Annotated in this window: 17 protein-coding genes; 3 read left to right on the top strand and 14 right to left on the bottom strand. The window is 66.1% G+C overall.

Annotated features, from left to right (window positions below):
* Positions 1–25: 25 nt before the first annotated feature.
* The 3 genes from ABQ137_RS12640 to ABQ137_RS12630 form a co-directional block, all read right to left on the bottom strand.
* Positions 26–1,276 carry a DUF819 family protein gene (locus ABQ137_RS12640; RefSeq protein WP_349782966.1) on the bottom strand — a complete coding sequence of 417 codons (1,251 nt, stop codon included), beginning with the start codon at positions 1,274–1,276 and terminating at the stop codon, positions 26–28.
* Positions 1,277–1,498: 222 nt separating this feature from the next.
* Positions 1,499–1,714, bottom strand: a complete 216-nt coding sequence (locus ABQ137_RS12635) for a hypothetical protein (RefSeq protein WP_024939372.1) — start codon at positions 1,712–1,714, stop codon at positions 1,499–1,501.
* A 512-nt stretch (positions 1,715–2,226) separates the two neighbouring features.
* A complete protein-coding gene (locus ABQ137_RS12630) occupies positions 2,227–2,835 on the bottom strand; it encodes a nucleotidyltransferase family protein (RefSeq protein ID WP_167763945.1) in 609 nt (202 codons plus the stop codon).
* Positions 2,836–3,098: 263 nt separating this feature from the next.
* On the opposite strand from ABQ137_RS12630, the gene ABQ137_RS12625 reads away from it, so the two are divergent.
* Positions 3,099–3,407, top strand: a complete 309-nt coding sequence (locus ABQ137_RS12625; protein WP_349782699.1) for a hypothetical protein — start codon at positions 3,099–3,101, stop codon at positions 3,405–3,407.
* 166 nt (positions 3,408–3,573) lie between these two features.
* Here the strand turns inward: ABQ137_RS12625 and ABQ137_RS12620 are convergent, their stop codons facing one another.
* The 5 genes from ABQ137_RS12620 to ABQ137_RS12600 all read right to left on the bottom strand — a co-directional run bounded on the left by ABQ137_RS12620 (position 3,574) and on the right by ABQ137_RS12600 (position 9,948).
* On the bottom strand, positions 3,574–4,590 hold the full coding sequence (locus ABQ137_RS12620) for an XdhC family protein (RefSeq protein ID WP_065032552.1): 1,017 nt from the start codon (positions 4,588–4,590) through the stop codon (positions 3,574–3,576).
* Positions 4,587–6,794, bottom strand: coding sequence for an aldehyde oxidoreductase molybdenum-binding subunit PaoC (gene paoC, locus ABQ137_RS12615; protein ID WP_349782697.1), 2,208 nt, complete (start codon positions 6,792–6,794; stop codon positions 4,587–4,589). The genes ABQ137_RS12620 and paoC overlap by 4 nt, the downstream gene beginning before the upstream one ends.
* Position 6,795: 1 nt before the next feature.
* Positions 6,796–7,746 (bottom strand): FAD binding domain-containing protein, encoded by a 951-nt coding sequence (locus ABQ137_RS12610; RefSeq protein ID WP_039526229.1) that lies wholly within the window; start codon positions 7,744–7,746, stop codon positions 6,796–6,798.
* On the bottom strand, positions 7,743–8,393 hold the full coding sequence (paoA, locus tag ABQ137_RS12605; RefSeq protein WP_374057802.1) for an aldehyde dehydrogenase iron-sulfur subunit PaoA: 651 nt from the start codon (positions 8,391–8,393) through the stop codon (positions 7,743–7,745). Before paoA ends, ABQ137_RS12610 begins: the two co-directional genes overlap by 4 nt.
* A 547-nt stretch (positions 8,394–8,940) precedes the next feature.
* Complete coding sequence (locus ABQ137_RS12600) at positions 8,941–9,948, bottom strand: zinc-dependent alcohol dehydrogenase family protein (protein ID WP_349782695.1); 1,008 nt, start codon at positions 9,946–9,948, stop codon at positions 8,941–8,943.
* Positions 9,949–10,221: 273 nt separating this feature from the next.
* Between ABQ137_RS12600 and ABQ137_RS12595 the strand changes: the two genes are divergently transcribed.
* Entirely contained in the window at positions 10,222–11,727 is a 1,506-nt protein-coding gene (locus ABQ137_RS12595; protein ID WP_349782693.1) for a sensor domain-containing diguanylate cyclase, read from the top strand.
* A 313-nt stretch (positions 11,728–12,040) separates the two neighbouring features.
* On the opposite strand, the gene ABQ137_RS12590 is transcribed toward ABQ137_RS12595, so the two are convergent.
* Positions 12,041–12,565 carry a single-stranded DNA-binding protein gene (locus tag ABQ137_RS12590; RefSeq protein WP_016902371.1) on the bottom strand — a complete coding sequence of 175 codons (525 nt, stop codon included), beginning with the start codon at positions 12,563–12,565 and terminating at the stop codon, positions 12,041–12,043.
* 273 nt (positions 12,566–12,838) lie between these two features.
* Between ABQ137_RS12590 and ABQ137_RS12585 the strand changes: the two genes are divergently transcribed.
* The gene (locus ABQ137_RS12585) at positions 12,839–13,837 is read left to right on the top strand and encodes a polyprenyl synthetase family protein (protein WP_016902370.1); all 999 of its coding nucleotides are present in this window, start codon (positions 12,839–12,841) and stop codon (positions 13,835–13,837) included.
* Between the two features lie 270 nt (positions 13,838–14,107).
* Here the strand turns inward: ABQ137_RS12585 and ABQ137_RS12580 are convergent, their stop codons facing one another.
* From ABQ137_RS12580 to ABQ137_RS12560, 5 genes are all read right to left on the bottom strand, one after another.
* Positions 14,108–14,908 carry a dienelactone hydrolase family protein gene (locus ABQ137_RS12580; protein WP_065049950.1) on the bottom strand — a complete coding sequence of 267 codons (801 nt, stop codon included), beginning with the start codon at positions 14,906–14,908 and terminating at the stop codon, positions 14,108–14,110.
* A 158-nt stretch (positions 14,909–15,066) separates the two neighbouring features.
* Positions 15,067–16,476 carry a UDP-N-acetylmuramoyl-L-alanine--D-glutamate ligase gene (gene murD, locus ABQ137_RS12575; protein WP_349782690.1) on the bottom strand — a complete coding sequence of 470 codons (1,410 nt, stop codon included), beginning with the start codon at positions 16,474–16,476 and terminating at the stop codon, positions 15,067–15,069.
* Positions 16,457–17,812, bottom strand: coding sequence for a UDP-N-acetyl-alpha-D-muramoyl-L-alanyl-L-glutamate epimerase (gene murL / locus ABQ137_RS12570; RefSeq protein WP_349782688.1), 1,356 nt, complete (start codon positions 17,810–17,812; stop codon positions 16,457–16,459). Before murL ends, murD begins: the two co-directional genes overlap by 20 nt.
* Positions 17,809–18,267: a hypothetical protein gene (locus ABQ137_RS12565; RefSeq protein ID WP_349782687.1), complete on the bottom strand. Its 459-nt coding sequence runs from the start codon at positions 18,265–18,267 to the stop codon at positions 17,809–17,811. Before ABQ137_RS12565 ends, murL begins: the two co-directional genes overlap by 4 nt.
* Positions 18,251–20,860 carry a bifunctional aspartate kinase/diaminopimelate decarboxylase gene (locus tag ABQ137_RS12560; protein WP_104622964.1) on the bottom strand — a complete coding sequence of 870 codons (2,610 nt, stop codon included), beginning with the start codon at positions 20,858–20,860 and terminating at the stop codon, positions 18,251–18,253. Before ABQ137_RS12560 ends, ABQ137_RS12565 begins: the two co-directional genes overlap by 17 nt.
* Positions 20,861–20,874: the final 14 nt, after the last annotated feature.

The following is a 20,874-nucleotide window of genomic DNA, read 5'->3' as shown; positions in this document are numbered from 1 at the left end:
ACTACACCGACCGTGCGACGGTCGGTCAGCCCGCTCCCGCCATCGCGCGCAAGGTGATGCCGACCAGATAGGCCAGATAGGTGCCGGTGGCGTAGCCCATCGTGCCCAGCAGCACGCCGACCGGGGCCAGGGCCGGGTGGAACGCGGCGGCCACCACAGGTGCCGAGGCCGGCCCACCGATATTGGATTGCGAGCCGATCGCGAAACAGAAGAATGGCACCCGCAACAGGCGGGCCAGGCCCCACAGCAACCCGATATGCACCGCGATCCAGATCAGCCCGAGCAGGAACAGCCAGGGCCGGTCCAGCAGCGCCAGCAGATCCATCTGCATGCCGATACAGGCGATCAGGAAGTACAGCAGCAGTGAACCGATCCTGGAAGCTCCGGCTCCTTCCAGCGTGCGCGCACGGGTGAAGCTCAGCAGCAAGCCGATGCTGGTTGCCAGCACCACCACCCACACGAACGGCGTGTCCAGGCTGAACTGGCTGGACCAGCGCAGCTTGGCCTTGCACCACGCAGCCAGCGGACTGGCCAGCGCGTGCGCCAGCCCGACCCCGCCGAACGCCACCGCCACGATCACCATCAGGTCGGCCAGGCTGGGAATGCGCGCGTGTTCGGCCTGGAACCGCGCCATGCGCTCCTGCAGCGCATCCAGCGCGCGGGTATCGGCGCCGCTGCGCGCATCGATGCTGCGCGCGCGCCCGGCCAGGAAGATCAGCGCCGCCATCCACACATAACCGACGCCCACATCCACCACTGCAAACTGCCCGAAGGTGGTGGCATCCACATCAAACACCTCGCGCATCGCCAGCATGTTGGCCCCACCGCCGATCCAGCTTCCCGCCAGCGCGGCCATGCCGGCCCAGGTATCGCCGGCCACCGTGGCCGGATGCACCCAGCCCATCACCCAGAACGCCACCACCGCGCCCAGCATGATGCTCAGTGACGCGCCCAGGTACATGGCGACCAGCTTGGGCCCCAGCCCCAGGATGGCGCGCAGGTCGATGCTCAGCGTGAGCAGGATCAGCGCGGCCGGCAACAGCACGTCGCGCGCGATCGGGTTGTACAGGCGGGTATTGGCACCGTCGATCAGGCCGACGGTGTTGTAGATGCCCGGCAGCAGGTAACACAGCAGCAGCGCAGGCACCACGGCGTAGAAGCGTCGCCACACCCCCTGCTCGCGCGAGGAGGTCCAGAACACTGCTCCCAGCGTGGCGGCGATCAGGCCGAAGACCACGATATCGTTTTGGATCAAGGCAGAACCGGCGGCATTCACTAGGGGCGACATTCTCGACTAGGGGCCGCCAAGGTGCGGATCGCAGCAAGAATGGCCGATCGGTCGTGTCCAGTCGACTGGATCTGCGGGCGAGCACCGGCGTGACTGCAAGGCCGCCGGCTGGCGCACTGCGCTAGGGTTGCCGGGTGCGTTTGGTCGGCCACCCTGCCCGGGCAGGATCGTCAGCGTCTTCCTTGCGCTTTCTGCAAGCGGCCGGCTCGGTCAGCCGTAGCGACGCACCACGCGCTCGCCTTCGGCGGTCTTCAACACCACGCCGCTGGGCTGACCGGTGGTCATGCAATGCAGCTTGGCCATCAATTCGGCATTTTCCAGCGCGCCCTGCTCGCGCAGATAACGCAGCGGCGACCACTGCGGCCGGGTCACCCACCAACCGCCCTGTTCGGGATGAATACGCACAACATAACGGGACTCGTCCATCAGGGCCTCCGGCCGGCAGATGCAGCGGTACAACGACGGAAGTGGGCAGCGCGCAATGGCGCAGCCCACCAGCGATGGGAGTGCCGGGGTCCCGTTGGGGATGCCGGCGCGCCCTTACTCAAGGGGCCGCGGGAGAGTGGCCTAGGGCCCCGCGTCCGGCATAGCCAGCATGTCTTTTTGCTAATGCCAACGCCGTCGGGCGGACACTGGCATGAAGGTAGGAAAATTCTTACGTGACACCGATCGACGCTGGCGCTAAATTCGCGCTCGAGCGGCGACCAGACGTCGCGGCTGGCCGTCAACGGGCGCAGACGGCGCGGGGGAATTCGTCGCTCTTGAAGATGCCTCGGGGGAGGGGTCGCATGCATCTGCTCAGGAAGTTCCAGTTTCCGGTCAAGACCGCGATGGTGGTGGGCTATATCCTGGTGATCAGGGAAGCGCTCGTGCTGTGGTCGTGAGACAACCTAGCCCCCAGGCTGCCGGATAGCGCGTCAAGCACCCGTCACGGTGTCTCAATCCGCATCCACCCAGCCACGCTGTTGCGCTGCGGCCAGGTCGGCGGGCGTGTCCACGTCCAGCGCGAGCGCCGGGGCGCTGACGCAGCCCAAGCTCTGCACGTCCAGGCCGGCGAACAAGCCGCGCAGGCCGCTGTCACCGTGGAGCGGCACGTCGGCCCAGGCCGCATGGGTGACCACCGCCGGGATACCACGCACACCGGCGTACCCGCTGGTGGCGCATCCGGATGCGGCCCGGTCCGCTTCTTCCAGCAAGGCGCGCAGATGCGGCGTATCCAGCGCGGGCTGGTCGCAGCCCAGGATCAGGCTGCGCCTCAGCGACGTATCGTCCTGCACATGCTGGCGCAGCGCCGCCAGGCTGGAGCCCATGCCGGCGGCCCAGTCGGCATGACGTAGCACTTCCACCTCCAGGCCTTGCAGGACCTCGCTCAATGCGTCGGCATCGGCGCCCAGCACCACCACGCAGCGGCGCGGCGCCGTCTGTAGCGCGATGCGTGCGAAACGCCGCAACAACGGTTCGCCGTCGCGCAACAGCAATTGTTTGGAACGCCCTAACCGACGTCCTGCACCCGCGGCGAGCAGCAGCGCAACGTGATCGCTGCTCATGCGTCCGATGCCAGGGCGCGCGGCGAACGATGGCGCGACGTACGCAAGGTCGGGCATACATCGACGAGCGCACTGCTCCGGACCTGGCCGAGATGACCGGCAACAAAAGGCGACGGCAATCGAGCTGCGTCGCCAGAGACGTCGTCGTAGTGATCAAGTAATTCGGTCATGGCGACGTGGTGTGCATATTGGGGATGCGCCAGCCTAAAGAGGTAACTGTGCGCGCGGAGTGACTAAATGCAACGCATTCTCCGATCCAGGGAATGACGCTTTCCGACGTCTACCACCCGACCGTTGCGCATTGCACTGCTGCGCCAGCAGGACGAAGAAATGTGCGCAGCTGCGGTAGCGCTGCGATCACGACGGCAGCGACTGATTGCCAGCCTTGGATGGCGCAATTACCGGCAGAAGCGCGGATCACAAGAGCATGCCTTAAAAGGCATATCAAAAATTACCTACCCTCCAAACGGATACTTTTCAGCACCAGAAACTTCATCGACAACCACGCACCTACCATCTGGCGACTGCACATTGAAATTCGTATCGAAGTTAATGCAAACGCGCGATTGTAGTGCCCTGCCCGTTCTCACGGCGACACGGCTCGGAGTGGCTAACGGAACGTAGCGAGCGGTCGTCAAGCCGATGCGGATGGCGCCGAGCAATCGCAGTATGAGTGGTACCTACGACTACTGTCCGCGCTCTGCATGGCGGTGAGCGCCGCCGTCTTGGTGGCCGTTCCTAGCCAGCCAACGCAGCAGCAGCCTGCCCATCGGCGACCGCCTGGGTGGCTTCGGCAATGATGCCCAGTGCAATCGTATGCGGGGAGGAGCGCCCCATGCGCCAGCCCGCCGGCAACCGCAATCTGGCCAGCGCGGCATCGTCATAGCCGAGCGCACGCAGTGCCTGCAGGCGTGCTTCCCGCTTCTGGCGGCTGCCCAGGATGCCGATGCAGGCAGCCCTGGAGGCGAGCCCGCGGCAGGCGACCTGCAGGTCGCTGTCGCCGTCATGTGCGAGGCTGTAGAGCGCCGTGTCCGCATCCAGATGCAGGTCCTGCAGCGCGTCGCCCAATGCACGGCGATCGTAATGGTCGGCGGCCAGGCCGGGCGGTGGTTCGCTGGGACCATGCGGCCGCAGCACGCGTACCTCGATACCCATCTGGCTGGCCAGCGACACCAGCACCAGCAGCGCAGGATCGGCACCGACCAGCACCAGCCGCAGCGGCGGCCGGTGCGTACGCAAAAATTCATCCGGACGCAGGTCCTGCGCGCTGACCGGGTAACGGACGGCGCCGGTGCTCCGATCCAGCGCGACATGGAACGGGCGACGGTGCTGGCGCGCATTGCGCCAGCGTGCCAGATGCTCGCCCAGGTCCTGGACTGGCCAGACCAGCACGCCGATACGGCCGCCGCAGCTGAGCTGGATGTCCAGCACCTGGCTGCCTTCGCCGTAGTCCAGCCAGCGCGGCATGCCGTCGCGCAAGGCGGCGCTGGCTTCGTGCGCCACTGCCGCTTCCACGCAGCCGCCGGAGACGTAGCCGGCCACCCGGCCGTCGGCACTGATGGCCATCTCGCTTCCCAATGGGCGCGGCGAGGAACCTTGCACATCGATCAGCGTGGCAATGGCCACGCGCTGCCCCGCCCGATGCCAGGCGGTCAGCGTGGGCAGCAGGTCATCGTGCAGGGCATAGCTCGGCCATGCCGGCCACGCCGGCTCGGCCGGCGCCGCATGCGTGACCGGGGCCACCACCGCACTCACGCGCGCAGCAACTCGGGCAGATGCGGCAGCAGCTTGTCCAGCGTCACCGGGTAATCGCGGACGCGCACGCCGGTGGCGTTGTAGACCGCATTGGCGATCGCCGCTGCCACGCCGCAGATGCCCAGCTCGCCGACCCCCTTGGCCTTCATCGGCGACGACATCGGGTCGCTTTCTTCCAGGAAAACCACCTCCTGATGCGGGATGTCCGCATGCACCGGCACTTCATAACCGGCCAGGTCGTGATTGACGAAGAAGCCCAGCCGCTTGTCCACCGCCAACTCTTCCATCAGCGCCGCACCCGCGCCCATGGTCATGCCGCCGATGACCTGGCTGCGCGCAGACTTGGGGTTGAGGATGCGTCCGGCCGCGCACACCGCGAGCATGCGGCGGATGCGCACCTCGGCGGTGGCGACATCCACGCCGACTTCGACAAAGTGCGCGCCGAAGGTGGACAGCTGATGCATCTTGGAAAGCTCGCCGAACTCGATCTTGTCCTCCACCACCAGGGCGCCATTGGCCGCGGCATCACCGAGCGCGATGCGCTTGCCGCCGGCACGCACATGGCTGTCGGCGAATTCGGCCTTGGCCGGGTCCAGCCCCAGCTGCTTGGCGACGGCTTCGCGCAGTTTCACTGCCGCGGCATACACACCGGCTGTTGAACTGTTCGCACCCCACTGGCCGCCGGAACCGGCCGAAGCAGGAAAGCTGGAATCGCCGAGGCGCACATTCACCCAGTCCAGCGGCACGCCCATCATCTCCGCAGCGGTCTGCGCAATGATGGTGTAGGAGCCGGTACCGATATCGGTCATGTCGGTTTCCACTACCACCCGGCCGCCCTGCTCTAGCCGCATGCGTGCACCGGAGGTCATCACCGGCGCGTTGCGGAACGCGGCCGCCACGCCCATGCCGACCAACCAACGCCCATCGCGGTTGCTGGCCGGCTTGGCCTTGCGCTTGGACCAGTCGAAACGCTTTGCGCCGTCTTCCAGGCACTTGACCAACTGACGCTGCGAGAACGGACGCTGCGGGTTTTCCGGATCCACCTGGGTGTCGTTGACGACGCGGAACTTGACCGGATCCATGTCCAGCTTCTCGGCCATCTCGTCCATGGCCACTTCCAGCGCCATCAGACCCGGCGCTTCGCCCGGCGCACGCATCGCGTTGCCTTCGGGCAGATCGAGCACCGCCAGGCGCGTGGAAATCAGCCGATTGGCACCCGCGTACAGCAGCTGGGTCTGCGCGGCCGCGATTTCCGGGCCGCCCTCGGGCAGGTCGCCGGACCAGCTCTCGTGCGCGATCGCGGTGATCTTGCCATCACGCTGCGCACCGATACGGATGCGCTGCACGGTGGCCGGGCGATGCGTGGTGTTGTTGAAGATCAGCGGCCGCGGCAGCATCACCTTGACCGGGCGTCCGACCTGGCGCGCGGCCAGCGAGGCGAGCACCGCATCGGCACGCAGGAACAATTTGCCGCCAAAGCCGCCACCGATGTACGGCGACATCAGACGCACGTTTTCGCGCGGGATCCCCAGCGTCTTGGCCAGATCGCCCGCGCTCCAGTCGATCATCTGGTTGGAGGTCCACACGCTCAGCTTGTCGCCTTCCCACATCGCGATCGATGCGTGCGGCTCCATCATCGCGTGCGAATGATCGGGCGTGGTGTACTCGGCATCCAGCTGCACCGGCGCTGCCACAAAGGCGCTATCGAAATTGCCGACCGCACTGTTCGGTGCCCCGCCCTCCTTGGTGACCTTGGCGCCATCGCGGGCCTTTTCCAGATCGTAGGCGCCGACATGGCGACCGTAGTCGACCTTGATCAGCTGGCCTGCGGCACGTGCCTGCTCGAAGGTCTCGGCAACCACCACCGCAATGGCCTGGTGGTAATGCTGGATCTCCGGGCCGCCGAGCAGTTTGGCCGTGTTGTACTTGCCTTTCTGCAACTTGCCTGCATTCTGCGCAGTCACGATGCCGAGCACGCCCGGCGCATTGCGCGCTGCGCTCAGATCGATGCTGCGAATGCTGCCTTTGGAGATGCCGGCGCCAACGATATGGCCATAGGCGGTACGGCCAGGCAGATCGTGATGCTCGTACGCATACGGCGCCTGCCCGGTGGTCTTGAGCGGACCGTCGATACGATCGACCGGCTTACCGACCACCTTGAGCTGGTCGATGGGATTGGTACTGGCGGGAGTGTCGAATTTCATATCAGGCCCTCGTGTCGGCCAGGATCGCGGTCAAGGTGCGCTCAACCAGCGGCAGCTTGAAGGCGTTGTGTTCGGTAGGTTGTGCGCCGTCGAGCAGCACGGAGGCAATTGCACGTGCGCCCTGGCGCGACTGTGCTTCGGCCGCCTCGCTGCGCCACGGCTTGTGGGCGACACCGCCGACGCCAACCCGCACGCTGCCGTCGCGTTGCACGACCGCCGCAACCGACACCAGGGCGAATGCGTAGGAGGCACGATCGCGCACCTTGCGGTAGACATGCGTGCCGCCGAGCGGTTTGGGCAGGCTCACCGCAGTAATCAATTCGCCGCGTTCCAGCACGGTTTCCAGGTGCGGCGTCTTGCCAGGCGCACGGTAGAACTCGGACAACGGCACCGCACGCGTCTGTCCATCCGGACGCACCGTTTCAACCACCGCATCCAGCACGCGCATGGCAATGGCCATGTCGCTGGGATGGGTGGCGATGCACTCCTCGCTCACGCCGATCACCGCCAGCTGCCGGTTGAAGCCACCGATCGCCGCGCAACCGCTGCCCGGCAGACGCTTGTTGCATGGCTGGTTGGTGTCGTAGAAATACGGGCAACGCGTACGTTGCAGCAGATTGCCTGCGGTGGTGGCGCGGTTGCGCAGTTGCCCCGACGCACCTGCCAGCAATGCGCGCGACAGCACGGCGTAATCGCGACGCACACGGGCATCGGCTGCCAGATCGGTATTGCGCACCAGGGCGCCAATGCGCAGGCCGCCATCGGGTGTTTCCTCGATGGTATCCAGGCTCAACCCGTTGACATCGATCAGGTGCGAGGGCGTCTCGATCTGCAGTTTCATCAGATCGAGCAGGTTTGTACCGCCAGCGATGAACTTGGCACCCGGCTGGCGCGCCGCTTTGGCCGCAGCGTCGGCAGGCGAAGTCGCACGCTCGTAGCTAAACGCCTTCATGCGCGCTCTCCCGCAACATCATTGATCGCATCGACGATGTTGGAATACGCACCGCAGCGGCAGATGTTGCCGCTCATGCGCTCCTGCAATTCCGGCGTGGTGAGCCTAGTCTTGGCAGTCAGATCGTCGGTGACATGGCTGGGGATGCCGCGCTTGACTTCGTCCAGCACCGCCACCGCCGAACAGATCTGCCCGGGCGTGCAGTAGCCGCACTGGTATCCATCGTGCTTGACGAAGGCCGCCTGCATCGGATGCAACTTGTCCGGCGTGCCCAGTCCTTCGATGGTGGTGATCTTGCCGCCCTGATGCATCACCGCCAGCGACAGGCAGGAATTCATCCGCTCCCCATCGACGATCACGGTGCAGGCACCGCATTGGCCATGGTCGCAGCCCTTCTTGGTGCCGGTCAGATGCAGGTGTTCGCGCAGGGCATCCAGCAAGGTGGTGCGATTGTCCAGGGTCAGCGTCACCGGCTTGCCGTTGACTTCGAACGCGACCTGGCTCGATGCGTTGGCAGGCTCGACTGCCTGCCGCTGCGACATCGCATTGGCGGCAGTGGCCGCCATCGACTGGGTTGCGGCAACGCTGGCTGCCGACGCCGTGCCAGCGATCAGTACCTCGCGACGGGTCATCTTGATATCTCTCATGGCTGGCATCTCCAACAATGCTGGCTTATACAGTTCTTAAATAATGTGCAGCGCGGGCGGTCACAATCGCGTGAGCATGCGGCGAGTGTGTGCGGGCGCGAATCGGCGGTATGGCCCGATTCTAGAGGCGCTGCAGGCGGGCATTGACGGCATGGACTGCATGCGCCTATGAAACGCGCTCATCATTGTTGGAATGGGTTGCGTACTCGCTATACAACGATCGTGTGTGCTGGCAGCTCGCGTTTTGCAGCGCGCCTCAGGTTCTTGAAGTGGTTCGAGACCTTTCCATGTGCTGACAACGACGATGTCATCTGCGTCTGCGCGCGTGCTTCCATCTACACGCCGCGGTGCTCCATTGCATCCGGATGCGCTGCATTGAGAACATCCGGACACGAACGACCGCTCTTGAGCGGCAGCCAGCGCGTGGCGATCGGCCGTCAGGCGAGTGTGGATAGCGTGGAATTGCGATGTGTGCGAGTGATCCATTCCGATCCCACGCAGCGGCCGCGCCCGCCTGACGGCAAGCGCGGCACGTTTTCAACCGCTTCTAGAATTCCAGCACGATCTTGCCCAGATGGCCGCCCGCCTGCTGCAGCGCGAAGGCCTCGGCGATATCGTCGAGCGCGAAGGCGTGATCGATCACCGGCCGCAGCGGCAAGGCATCCAGTGCACGCACCAGCTGCTGTTGATGCGTGCGACTGCCGACCACCAGCCCCTGCAGGCGCTGCTGCCGGCCCATCATTTCCGCGGTCGGCACCGGGCCCGCGGCACCGGTCAATACGCCGATCAAGGCGATATGTCCGCCGACCCGCGCAGCGCGGATCGATTGCGCCAACGTGCCCGGCCCACCGACCTCGACCACGTGATCCACGCCACGGCCATTGGTGATCTCCAGCACCTGCGCCGACCACTCGGCATGCTGTCGATAATTGATGACATGGTCTGCGCCCAGCGCGCGCGCCTTGGCCAGTTTTTCGTCGGACGACGATGTCGCGATGACGGTGGCACCCATCGCCTTGGCGAACTGCAATGCAAAGATCGATACGCCGCCGGTGCCGAGCACCAGCACGCTGTCGCCGGCCTTGAGTCCGCCGTTGACCACCAGGGCGCGCCATGCGGTGACGCCGGCCGTGGTCAGGGTCGCCGCTTCGGCATGGCTGTAGCCGGCCGGGGCGTGTGTGAACGCATGGGCGGCGGCCACCACCGCAGAGCGTGCATAGCCATCGACGCCATCGCCGGGCGTGGTGGCAAAGCCGGCATGCAGCGGCTCGCCATCCAGCCACTCGGGGAAGAAGGTGGACACCACATGATCGCCAACGGCGAACTCATCCACCTCAGGCCCGACGGCCTCGACCACGCCGGCACCGTCGGACATGGGGATACGGCCGTCAGCGGTCGGCATCTGCCCTGACACCACGCCAAGGTCATGGAAATTCAACGAGCTTGCATGCAGCCGCACCCTGATCTGACCGCGTGCCGGCTGCCCGGGGTCGGGCAAGGCAACACCATGTAATGCATTCAGGCCTGCAGGCTGAGCTAAACGAATCGCGCGCATGGGGGCGCTCCTTACTGTGATCGGTCTTCGGGATAACACGCCGGGCGTTATCCGCATGCAGTCGAGCTGGCTTTGGAATCTGTTCTGGGCTCGCGATTTCGTAGCAGCATCGAGCGCGTAACGACAGCAGGCTGGACAGCAACGCAGTCGCATACCGGGCGAGCTGCCGTGCAACGCATGAGGCATCAATCACAGATCGGCATTGCGCCTCACGATGCAAACGATTCCACCCAGCGCCCACGGCTAAGCTGGCACGGCGGTTGCAACGTTCTGATGTCCAGACAGGTAACTCCCGTGACATCACCCGGCAAGCGGCGACGGCAACGAGCACAACGCATCGCGCTGCACTTCGTGCTGGGCATTTCGTGCCTGCTGCTGCTTGGTTCGGAATACTGGTCCATCCACGACGAGCGTACGAGTGCGCTGCGTACCGCCGAAGCGCAATCGTTGAACCTCGCCAATTCGCTGGCGCAGCATGCCAGCGATACCCTGACGATCGCCGATGCCGTGCTGTCGGGACTGGTGTCGCGGGTGGAGCACGACCAGGGCTCGGCCAGTGCGGGACCGGTCATGCATGACTTTCTGGTGCATGAAGCGCGTCGCTCGGACCGGCTGCATGGCATTTTCATCTATGCGGCCGACGGCAGCTGGGTAAGTTCGTCACTGGACAGCACGCCCAGGAAGCACAACAACGCCGATCGCGCCTATTTCAAATATCACCGCGACCATCGCGACGCCTTGTCGCTGGTCGGGCCGCCGGTGCAGAGTCGCTCCGATGGCAGTTGGGTGCTCACCTTGAGCCGGCGCCTCAATACCCCCCGCGGCGAATTTGCCGGCGTGGTCCTGGTCACGCTGCAACTGAAGTATTTCCAGAACTACTACAGCACCTTCGAGGTCGGTCCGAACGGCACCATCGGCATGACCAATGACGACGGCATCGTGCTGGTGCGCCGGCCCGACAAACCGGGCGTGATCGGCACCTCAATCGCAGGCACTTCGATCTACGTCACCATGCGTGCGCGCAGGCATGGCACGGCCACCTATCGTTCGCCGATCGACGGCGTGGAGCGCATTTCCAGCTTTGCGCCAGCGCAGGCCTATCCATTGACCGTATTGACCGGGGTCGCCGTCGATGACGCGTTGGCCAACTGGCGGCAATCCGCACGCCAGCGAATCCTGATCGCCGCCCTGGGATGCGTATTGTTGTTGGGCGTCGGTATCTGGCTGGATCTGCAACTGCGCCGCATGCATCGCAACGAGGACAAACTCAGCTCCGAAGCCTGGATCGATGCACTCACCGGCATTGCCAACCGCCGTGCGTTCGACCACCGGCTCTCGCGCGCCTTGCAGCAGGCCGTGCATCGACAGGCGCCGCTGTCGGTGCTGATGATCGATGTCGATCATTTCAAGCTCTATAACGACACCTATGGCCACGTCAACGGTGACGCCTGCCTGCGCCTGGTCGCGCGCGCGATTGCCGGTTGCTCACGGCGCAGCGAAGACATTGCCGCGCGCTACGGCGGCGAAGAGTTCGGCATGATCCTGCCGCAGACAGATGCCGCCGGCGCACTGCGGCTGGCCGACGCAATTCGCAGCGCCGTCGCCGGGCTCGGGCTGATGCACCTGTCCAGCCCGACCAGCGCACACGTCACCGTCAGCGTCGGCGTCGCGACGTTCGAACCGGGCGAAACGCCACGCACCCCGGATGCCTTCGTGCAAGACGCCGACTTGGCCTTGTATCGCGCCAAGCAGAACGGCCGCGACCGGACGTCGGCGTAGCGCAACTGGCAGTAAGAACTGCCCGTAACGTCAGGCAGGCGCGGCCCATGTCCGGAATCGGCATGTGTCAGGCAGACATTCCATGGGTGTTGGGTGTGCGGCGTTCTCAGCTACCTCGCGATTGCGCGCGAGGTGCTGTTAGCCACGCTTGGTGGACAGGTCAGTGGCGCCGTCGTACTGGCCCAGGTCAACCTGCGCGTCGAGGGCGCTTCGGATCGGAACAGCACGGCCCGCGTCGATATCACCAGTGCAGAGCAAGCAAAAGGCCCGCGCAATGCGGGCCTTTTGAATGACAACCAGGCTTGGCTATCGATCAGAACGGGATATCGTCGTCGGCAAAGTCGTCCATCGGCGGTGCCGACTGCTGCTGGGCCGGCTGCTGACGACGCGGGGCGTAATCCTGACCGCCACCCTGACCACCACCGCCACCGCCTTGCTGCTGGCGCGGCGCCTGGCTGCGCTGCGGGCGATCGCCGCCCATGCCGCCACCGCCGCCGCCTTCGCCACGGCCGCCGAGCATCTGCATCTCGTTGGCGACGATGTCGGTGCTGTACTTCTCCACGCCGTCCTGGCCGGTGTACTTGTCGTAACGCAGCTCGCCTTCGACGTACACCTGCGAGCCCTTGCGCAGGTACTCGCCGGCGATCTCGCCCAGCTTGCCGAAGAACACCACGCGGTGCCACTCGGTGCGCTCCTGGTTGTTGCCATCGCGGTCCTTGCGCATGCTGGTGGTAGCCAGACTCACGCGCGTGATCGCCATGCCGGCCTGGGTGTACTTGGTGTCGGGATCGTTGCCGAGGTTGCCGACGAGGATGACTTTGTTGATGCCGCGGGCCATAGATGCTTCCGAGATGATGCGCCGGCGCCAGTGGGCGCGGCGGTGAATGTCTTGGTGCCAATGTTACCGCACCTGCCGGCCACGGTCCCGGCGGATCGCCGCAGCGCCGGGCCGGGAAATGCCGCGCCGGCAGGTCGGAATCCGGACGCTCCCGGACAGGCCCGACGCTGGCGCCGCAAGGGTTTGCGGCCACGCTGGAGGCCGTCGGACACGGCCAGCGGGACGGATCTGGCCCAGACACCTATAATCGGCGCACATCACGAACGCCTGCGCATGACCATCGCCGAAGACCTCCCCACCGTCCTGGGCCTGCCCCAGATCCAGTCCCTCGCCGCGCCCGACATGGCCGCCGTCGATGCGCTGATCCGCCGCCGTCTGGCCTCGGATGTCGTGCTGATCAACCAGATCGCCGATCACATCATCTCCGCCGGCGGCAAACGCCTGCGTCCGATGCTGGTGATGCTGGCCGGCCACGCCGCTGGCGGCTCCGGCCCGGAGCACCATCAACTGGCGGCGATCATCGAGTTCATCCACACCTCCACCCTGCTGCACGACGACGTGGTGGACGAATCGGACCTGCGCCGCGGGCGCAGCACCGCCAATGCGCTGTGGGGCAACGCGCCCAGCGTGCTGGTCGGCGATTTCCTGTATTCGCGCAGCTTCCAGCTGATGGTGGAGCTGGATCGCATGGAAGTCATGCAGATCCTGGCCGACACCACCAACCGCATCGCCGAGGGCGAGGTGCTGCAGCTGCTGCACGTGCACAACCCCGACACCGACGAAGCCGCCTACCTGCGCGTGATCGAGCGCAAGACCGCGGTGCTGTTTGCCGCCGGCACCCGCCTGGGCGCGCTGGCCTCGGGCGCGGATGCGCAGGTGCAGCAGCGCCTGTACGACTACGGCATGCAGTTGGGCTTTGCCTTCCAGATTGCCGATGACGTGCTCGACTACGCTGCCGACGCCGCGGACCTGGGCAAGAACCTGGGCGACGACCTGGCCGAAGGCAAGGCGACCCTGCCGCTGATCCACGCCATGGCGCACTCGGATGCGGGCACCCGGGAGCGCCTGCGCCAGATCGTCGAACAAGGCGATGCGAGCGCAATGCCCGAAGTGCTGGCGGCGATTCATGCCACCGGCGGCCTGGATTACAGCCGCCAGCGTGCCGCCGAATATGCCGCCGCTGCCGAACAGGCGCTGGACACGTTGCCGCCCAGCCCCGCAGTTGCCGCATTGCGCGGCCTGGCGCGGTATGCGGTGCAACGCACGCATTGAGCCGGGTGGCGGCAGGTTCGCCTGCCGCGCTCACTGAACGGGCTGACAGCCGACGGTCACCCTCGCCTTTCCGGCGGAAACGCTGCCGCAACCCATGCCAGGGTTGCGGCGCCTTGTCACACGGCCTCTGAACGCGTCACACACCGATGCTGCGTGCGCCATCCGATCCATGTCCGGGATCGGCACCCCACTCCCGCACCGCATGTCTGCACGCCATCCGCCATACCCGACGACCGCCAGTGCGGCGGTCAGCCGCCTCTGGCCACCTCGTCAATCGCCAAAGCGTTCGTCGAAGAAATCGCCGAGCATGCGGTAGGCACGTTTCGCCGCACGCGGGTTGTACAGGCAGCCTGGGGGGCTGTTGGCATCGGCTTCGGCAAAGCAATGCACCGCGCCGCTGAAATTGACGAACTGCCAGTCCGCGCCGGCCGCATTCATCTCGGTTTCGAAGGCGGCGATGTCCGCCTTGCTCACGCTCTTGTCGTCGGCGCCATTGAGCACCAGCAGCGGCGTCCTGGCCGAACCGGCCGTCGCCGGGCTGGGCGTGGCGATGCCACCGTGCAGGCTGACCACACCGGCCAGTTGCGCACCGGCGCGCACCAGCTCCAGCACCGTGGTGCCGCCGAAGCAGAACCCCACCGCACCGATGCGCGATGCATCCAGCGGCGCCTTGCCGGCCTGCGCCTTGAGCACATCCACCGCCTTCAGCGCGCGGGCGCGCAGCGTCGGCGGGTCCTTCTTCAGCGCACCGGCAAACTGCCCGGCCTCGCTGTCGTTGGCCGGACGCTTGCCTTTGCCGTAGACGTCGGCAACCAGCACCACGTAGTCGTCGCCGGCCAGTTGCTTGGCCTTGGTGACCGCCGAATCGTTGACCCCGCGCCAGTTCGGCACCATCACCAGCCCTGGGCGCTTGGCGGCACCGGCGTCGTCGTAGACCAGCACGCCGCTGAAGGTGTCCTTGCCGATCGTCCATTCCAGCGGTTTGGCCTGCATCGCTGCGGCGGCGGGCAACGCCAGCGACGCCAAGACACCGAACAACCCAACGCCACGCCATCTCCATTGCTTGTGCATTTGCCTGCTCCCGGGAAGGTCCGGCGAGTGTAGGCGCTGCCGCCGTGCACACCGGGTCAGCGTGGACGCCGACGGACCGATCGCATCGGCGTTCTGCCACGGCCGTCGAAAAAACCCGGGGCGGATGGCGCCGTCGCCCCGTGCGCAGCAACGCAGCGCTACTGCACGCCCAAGCCGGGAATCGCGCTGATCGCCGCCGGATCGAACCCGGCCAGCTGCGCAAAATGGCGGCCGCGCGCAACATAGTCGCTATAGGCGCCGAAGCTGGGCGCACCCGGCGATAGCAGCACCACGCCGCCCTGCTCGCCCAGCGCCTGGCTTGCCAGCCGCATCGCGTGTTCCAGGTCGTCGGCAGCATGCAGACCGAAGCGGCCGCTCGCGGCCAGCGGAGCCAGCAACGCATGGATCCGCGGCCCGTTCGCGCCCATGGTGACGATTTCCAGCGGCGCCTGCTGCGCCATCTGCGCGGCAAAATCCTGCCAGTCCAGCCCGCGATCGTGGCCACCGACCAGCAAAGCCACGCGGCGTTGCGCAAAGCAGGCCAGCGCCGCCAATGAGGCATGCGGGGTGGTGCTGATGGAGTCGTTGACGTAGCTGATGCCGTCCACGCTGCCGAGCAACTGCAGGCGGTTCGGCAACGGGCGGAAGCTCGCTGCGGCCGGCGCCAGCGCCGCCGCGTCCAGCCCCAGGGCTTCCAGCGCTGCCAGCACCGCGCACAGGTTGCGCCGATTGTGTTCGCCGGGCAGCGGCACGTTGGCGGTGTCAAACACCGGCTGCTCGCCGCGATACACCACATCGCCGCGCAGGTGCCAGCCATCGGGATGGTTGAACCAACGCACCTCGCTGTCGGGCAACTGCAGCTGGGTCAGATGCGGATCGGCGGCATTGAGCAAGGCAATGCGCGGGCGGCCTTCGGTGACCAGCGCCAGCTTGTCGCGCACGTAGCGCGCCTCGTCGCCATGCCAGTCCAGATGCTCGGGAAACAGGTTCAGCACCAGCGCCAATTCCGGACGCGCGCCGCTGCGCCCCACTTCGCCGGTCTGATAGCTGGACAGCTCGATCGCCCAATAGCCCGGCGCCGGTTGCGGCGCCAGCACTTCCAGCAAGGGTTGGCCGATATTGCCGACCAGGGCGGTGCGATGGCCGGCCGCACGCAGCAGATGCGCCAGCAGCGCGGTGGTGGTGCTCTTGCCCTTGGTGCCGGTGACGCAGATGGCGCCGGGCACATAGCCGTCTGGCCGCGCATGCTCGGCAAACCACAACGCGGTGCCGCCGATGAATTGCGTGCCATGCTCGGTTGCGGCGGTGTGCGCCTCGGGACGATACGGGCTGATGCCGGGCGATTTCACCACCACATCGAACCGGCCCAGCGCCTGCGCGCTGGCGTCGGTTTCCACATGCAACGCAGCATCGGCCAGCGTCTCGAGCTCGCGCGCTTCGTCGGCGTTGCAGAACACCGTCAGCGTTTGCGTCGGCAACGCGGCGCGTAGTGCGCGATACGCGGCGCGTCCTTCGCGCCCCCAGCCCCATAACGCAACCGCCTTGCCCTCAAGCTGCGAAATTCGCACGCACGCGCTCCCACAGCGCCGACGGAATCCGGTATTCGCCGTCGATGGCCAGCAACGGCTCCAGCTGCAGCGCCTGCTGGTCCAGCTGCGGCTGGATCTCGCGGATGAAACGCAGCACCAGCGCGTCTTCCTTCCATTCGGCACGGCTGGCCAGCACCGCCATCGCCGCGCGCGATTCGCGCCCTTCGCCGACGCATTCGAACGGCTTGTGGTCCTGGAATTCCAGCAGCGCATCGTAGCCGCCGGCCTGGGTTGCATCGTCGAGCAGATTGCGTCCGAAGATCTTGACCAGCCGCGTCTTGGGCATGAACGGTGCCAACGCCAGGAACACGAAATGGCACTTCGGGCAGACCCCGCACCAGCGGTGCACCGGGCGCTCGCCCATGATGTGGAAGTTGCGGTTGCAGCTGGAAAAATGCGCGTCGTAGTGATCGGTCTTGGCGAACTGGCGCGCCACCGCCAGCTCCGACAACGGCCGCAGCAGCGAGTAATAGCGCAGGTCGGCCGCCACGTGCCGCTGCACGTAATCGCCGAACGCCTGCTCGAACGCCCAGCCCTTGGACCACTGGTGATTGACCTCGCCGGTGCCGGGAATCTGGCTGCCGTAACTGGCCGAACGCTCGTTGGAAAACACCACCTGGTCCACGCCATTGAGCAAGGCCGACAACACCAGGATGGCCGAGTTCACCGCAGTGACCGGGATATGCCCGTTCCAGGCGCCCTGGCGATTGAGCTCGAACAATTCCGGCGCCAGCACGCGGCCGATATTGAGCACTGGCAGGCCGGTGCGCTCGGCGCAGGCACGGATCAGCTGCGAGCCGCCGATCCAGCTGACGGTCTGGTCGACACCGGCATGCCGCAGCGCTTCGATGCTGACCAGCGAATCCTTGCCGCCACCGATCGCAACCAGGGCATGCTCGCGCAGGCCCAGCGCCGGCGCATCGCCGGCAGCCGGTGCCGTTACCGGCAAGTGGATCTTGCCGTGCAGGTTCAAGCCATTGCGATAGGCGAACTCACCCAGGCCGTGCAGGTAGACGCTTTCCACCAGCGCAGCGGTATCGGCATCGATGCTGTAGCTGTCGATGGCAATGGTCGGCGGCACTGCGGCCTTGTAGTAACTCACGCCCGCAATGAGGTGCAGCAACTGCAAGGCCTGTTGCACGGCGGCGGCACGCGCGCCGTCCAGCACGAATGGCGCGCCGGGCACGGCAACGGTTTCCACAAGTTCCGGCCCCTGATCGAAGGCATACACCAGCGTCGCCACGCCGGTCTGCGCGTCGAGTGCGCAACGCACGAAACGGAAGGTGGAAATCTGGTGTTTGTCGAAAGCGCTCATGGACTACCTGCAGGAACACGTACGCGACGCAGATAACGCCGGCACAGGACATATTCAATCATGGAAAACGGCACCGCAGCCCACAGCAGCGGCAGGCAACCGAACAGCACCGCCAGCAACAGCACATCCGGACGTGCAGCCGTGGCATCGCCTGACACCGCGAAGGCGATGGCGAGATACAGCGCCACCGCCGGCACATAGCTCAGCGCGCTCAACAGCACCGTGCGCACCGCCATCCCGCCACTGCGACGCGTGGGACCGCGCGCGTCGCGCCGACGTTGCCAACGCCCGGCCAACCATGCGCCGATACCGGCGGCGACCAGCGCGGGCAGCGCCCATTTGAAGGTGTCGCTCCACGGCATGCCCAGGCTCAGTTGCTGCAGCGCGGTGGCGAACACGATCGCAGCACCACCGGCCAGCGTACTGAGTGCAATGAACTCAGCCTGCGGGCGCATCGATCACCTCTTCGCGCGGCAATTCGCGCTGGTTGTAAGTGCTGGCCATCGAGTAGCCATAGGCACCGGCATCGGCCAGCAGCATCACATCGCCCGGCGCGGTGGCGGCAGGCAGACGACGACGCTTGCCGAACACATCGGAGGATTCGCAGATCGGCCCGACGATATCGAAGCTGCCATCGGCTGGCGCATCGAGCTGGCTGAGGTTTTCGATGTCGTGCCAGGCGTCGTACAGCGCGGGGCGGATCAGCGTGTTCATGCCTGCATCCAGGCCCACGCGCTGCACGCCGTCCTTCTCGATCACCTGGGTCACCTGCGCCAGCAGCACGCCAGCTTCGGCCACCAGGTAGCGGCCCGGCTCGATCGCCAGCCGGTAGCCCGGATGCACCGCCTTGACCTCGGCCAGGCCCTTGGCCCACAGCTCCAGATCGAACGGTTCGTCCTCGGCGCTGTACGGAATCGGCAGGCCGCCACCGATATCGATGGTCTCCACCGTGCCGATGCGGCGCGCGAAGCCGGCCAGTTCGTCGTACATCATCCTCCAGTGTTCGCCGGTCTCCACGCCACTGCCCAGGTGCGCATGCACGCCGGTGATGGTGACCTCCAGCGTGCGCGCCACTTCCACGAACTCATCCACGCGCGTGGACGACAAGCCGAACTTGGACGCCTTGCCGCCGGTGTTGACCTTCTCGTGATGGCCATCGCCATGCCCCAGGTCGATGCGCAGCCACACGTTGCGGCCACGGAAAACCTCCGGCCAGCGCCGCAATGCTTCGACGTTGTCCACGGTGACGGTCACGCCCAGCGCAAATCCGGCTTCGTATTCGGCCTTGGGCGCGAAACTCGGGGTGAACAGCACGCGCCGCGGCGACAGCTCGGGCAAGGTATCGAACACGCGGCGCAGCTCGCCGTGCGAGACGCATTCCAGCCCGAACCCGGCCTGTTCCAGCGCCATCAGGATCGCCGGATGCGCATTGGCCTTGATCGCGTAGTAGCGCTGATCCACCGCCGCGATCTGCGCCAGCGCCTGCGCACGCGCACGCACCGTGGGCAGGTGATAGACGTAACGCGGCGTGCCGGCCTTGGACAGTGTCAGCAGGTGCGCGCGCTCGGCATGCCACCACGGCGTGGGCCGCGGGCGCACCGAGCCGATGATCTCGCGCCAGCGCGGCCCGAACACCTCGCCTTCGCTCACCGGCATCGCGCCACTGTCGATCAGTTCCGCATGCAGGATCGGCAGCAGGCCATCGGCATCGGCTTCGTCGATGACGAAGGTCAGATTCAGGTCATTGGACGACTGCGAGATCATGTGCACGCGCTCCTGCCCGAACGTGGCCCACACGTCGGAGAGCTTGTGCAGCAGCGAGCGCATGCCGCGCCCGACCAGGGTGATCGCCGCACACGGCACGATGATCTTGACCTTGCAGATCTGCGACAGATCGGCCGACAACGCCGCCAGCACATCGGTGTTGACCAGGTTCTCGGACGGGTCCAGCGACACGGTGACATTGGTCTCGGCCGAACCGATCAGGTCCACCGACAGGCCATGTTTCTTGAACAGGGTAAATACATCGGCCAGGAAGCCCACCTGCTGCCACATGCCGATGCCTTCCATCGACACCAGCACGATGCCGTTGCGCCGGCTGATCGCCTTGACGCCCGGCACCGGCTCGGCATTGCCGTCGATGCTGGTGCCGGGCAGATCGGGGCGCTCGGTATCCAGGATCGCCATCGGCACGCCGGAATCGCGGCATGGCTTGATCGACCGCGGATGCAGCACCTTGGCACCGGTGGTGGCGATTTCCTGCGCCTCGTAATAGTCCAGGCGGGTCAGCAGCCGCGCGTCCGGCACGTCCTTGGGATTGGCGCTGAACATGCCGGGCACATCGGTCCAGATTTCCACCCGGCTGGCGCCGAGCAGTGCACCGAAGTACGCCGCCGAGGTATCCGAACCGCCACGCCCCAGGATCGCGGTGCCGCCATCGGCGTGCCGCGAAATGAAGCCCTGGGTGATCAACAGGCGCGTGGGCTGCGCATCGAAACGCGTGCGCCAGTCGGCGTCGGACTGCCACTGGCAGGACACCGACAGGCGCTTGGACCATTCGCTCTGATTGGGCTGCGGCGGCAGCGCCGACAGCCACTGGCGCGCATCCAGCCAGCCCATGTCCAGGCCGCTGGCATGCAGATACGCCGCACCGATGGTGGAAGACAGCAACTCGCCCTGCCCCAGCACCTCGGCCTGCCAGTCCAGCGTGCGGGTTGCCGCGCGCGCGTCGCCGATCAATGCATGCAGGGCGGCAAGGCGCTCGCCCAGCACTGCATCGGCATCCAGTTCCAGCTCGGCCAGGAACTCGCGATGACGCTGCTCCAGCGCCGCCACGCGCTGCGCGCTGTCGGCGGCGCCATCGGCAATCGCGGTGAGTTCGTTGGTCACGCCCGACAGCGCGGACACCACCACCAGCACGCGGCCGCCGGTCTCGTTGGCCCGTTTGCTCGCCAGTTTTCCAATCGTGTCCCAGCGATGACGACGCGACACCGAGGTGCCGCCGAACTTGAGGACGATCCAACGATCGGTAGAGTGGGGAGCTGACATGGAGATAGGCGTTT

The sequence above is a fragment of the Xanthomonas sp. WHRI 8393 genome (genome assembly GCF_040203315.1).
GTDB classification, from domain to species: Bacteria; Pseudomonadota; Gammaproteobacteria; order Xanthomonadales; family Xanthomonadaceae; genus Xanthomonas; species Xanthomonas arboricola.
The sequence above is the reverse complement of the archived record's forward strand: the minus strand, read 5'-3'. Positions and strand labels throughout refer to the sequence as shown.

What these genes read in the sequence shown, in the direction of transcription:
- ABQ137_RS12580 (WP_065049950.1), bottom strand. Translation starts at nt 14,908, where the DNA reads ATGCACAAGCAATGGAGATGGCGTGGCGTTGGGTTGTTCGGTGTCTTG.
- ABQ137_RS12565 (WP_349782687.1), bottom strand. Translation starts at nt 18,267, where the DNA reads ATGCGCCCGCAGGCTGAGTTCATTGCACTCAGTACGCTGGCCGGTGGT.
- paoC (WP_349782697.1), bottom strand. Translation starts at nt 6,794, where the DNA reads ATGAAATTCGACACTCCCGCCAGTACCAATCCCATCGACCAGCTCAAG.
- ABQ137_RS12635 (WP_024939372.1), bottom strand. Translation starts at nt 1,714, where the DNA reads ATGGACGAGTCCCGTTATGTTGTGCGTATTCATCCCGAACAGGGCGGT.
- ABQ137_RS12610 (WP_039526229.1), bottom strand. Translation starts at nt 7,746, where the DNA reads ATGAAGGCGTTTAGCTACGAGCGTGCGACTTCGCCTGCCGACGCTGCG.
- ABQ137_RS12625 (WP_349782699.1), top strand. Translation starts at nt 3,099, where the DNA reads ATGACGCTTTCCGACGTCTACCACCCGACCGTTGCGCATTGCACTGCT.
- ABQ137_RS12630 (WP_167763945.1), bottom strand. Translation starts at nt 2,835, where the DNA reads ATGAGCAGCGATCACGTTGCGCTGCTGCTCGCCGCGGGTGCAGGACGT.
- ABQ137_RS12595 (WP_349782693.1), top strand. Translation starts at nt 10,222, where the DNA reads ATGTCCAGACAGGTAACTCCCGTGACATCACCCGGCAAGCGGCGACGG.
- ABQ137_RS12600 (WP_349782695.1), bottom strand. Translation starts at nt 9,948, where the DNA reads ATGCGCGCGATTCGTTTAGCTCAGCCTGCAGGCCTGAATGCATTACAT.
- ABQ137_RS12585 (WP_016902370.1), top strand. Translation starts at nt 12,839, where the DNA reads ATGACCATCGCCGAAGACCTCCCCACCGTCCTGGGCCTGCCCCAGATC.
- murL (WP_349782688.1), bottom strand. Translation starts at nt 17,812, where the DNA reads ATGAGCGCTTTCGACAAACACCAGATTTCCACCTTCCGTTTCGTGCGT.
- ABQ137_RS12560 (WP_104622964.1), bottom strand. Translation starts at nt 20,860, where the DNA reads ATGTCAGCTCCCCACTCTACCGATCGTTGGATCGTCCTCAAGTTCGGC.
- paoA (WP_374057802.1), bottom strand. Translation starts at nt 8,393, where the DNA reads ATGAGAGATATCAAGATGACCCGTCGCGAGGTACTGATCGCTGGCACG.
- ABQ137_RS12590 (WP_016902371.1), bottom strand. Translation starts at nt 12,565, where the DNA reads ATGGCCCGCGGCATCAACAAAGTCATCCTCGTCGGCAACCTCGGCAAC.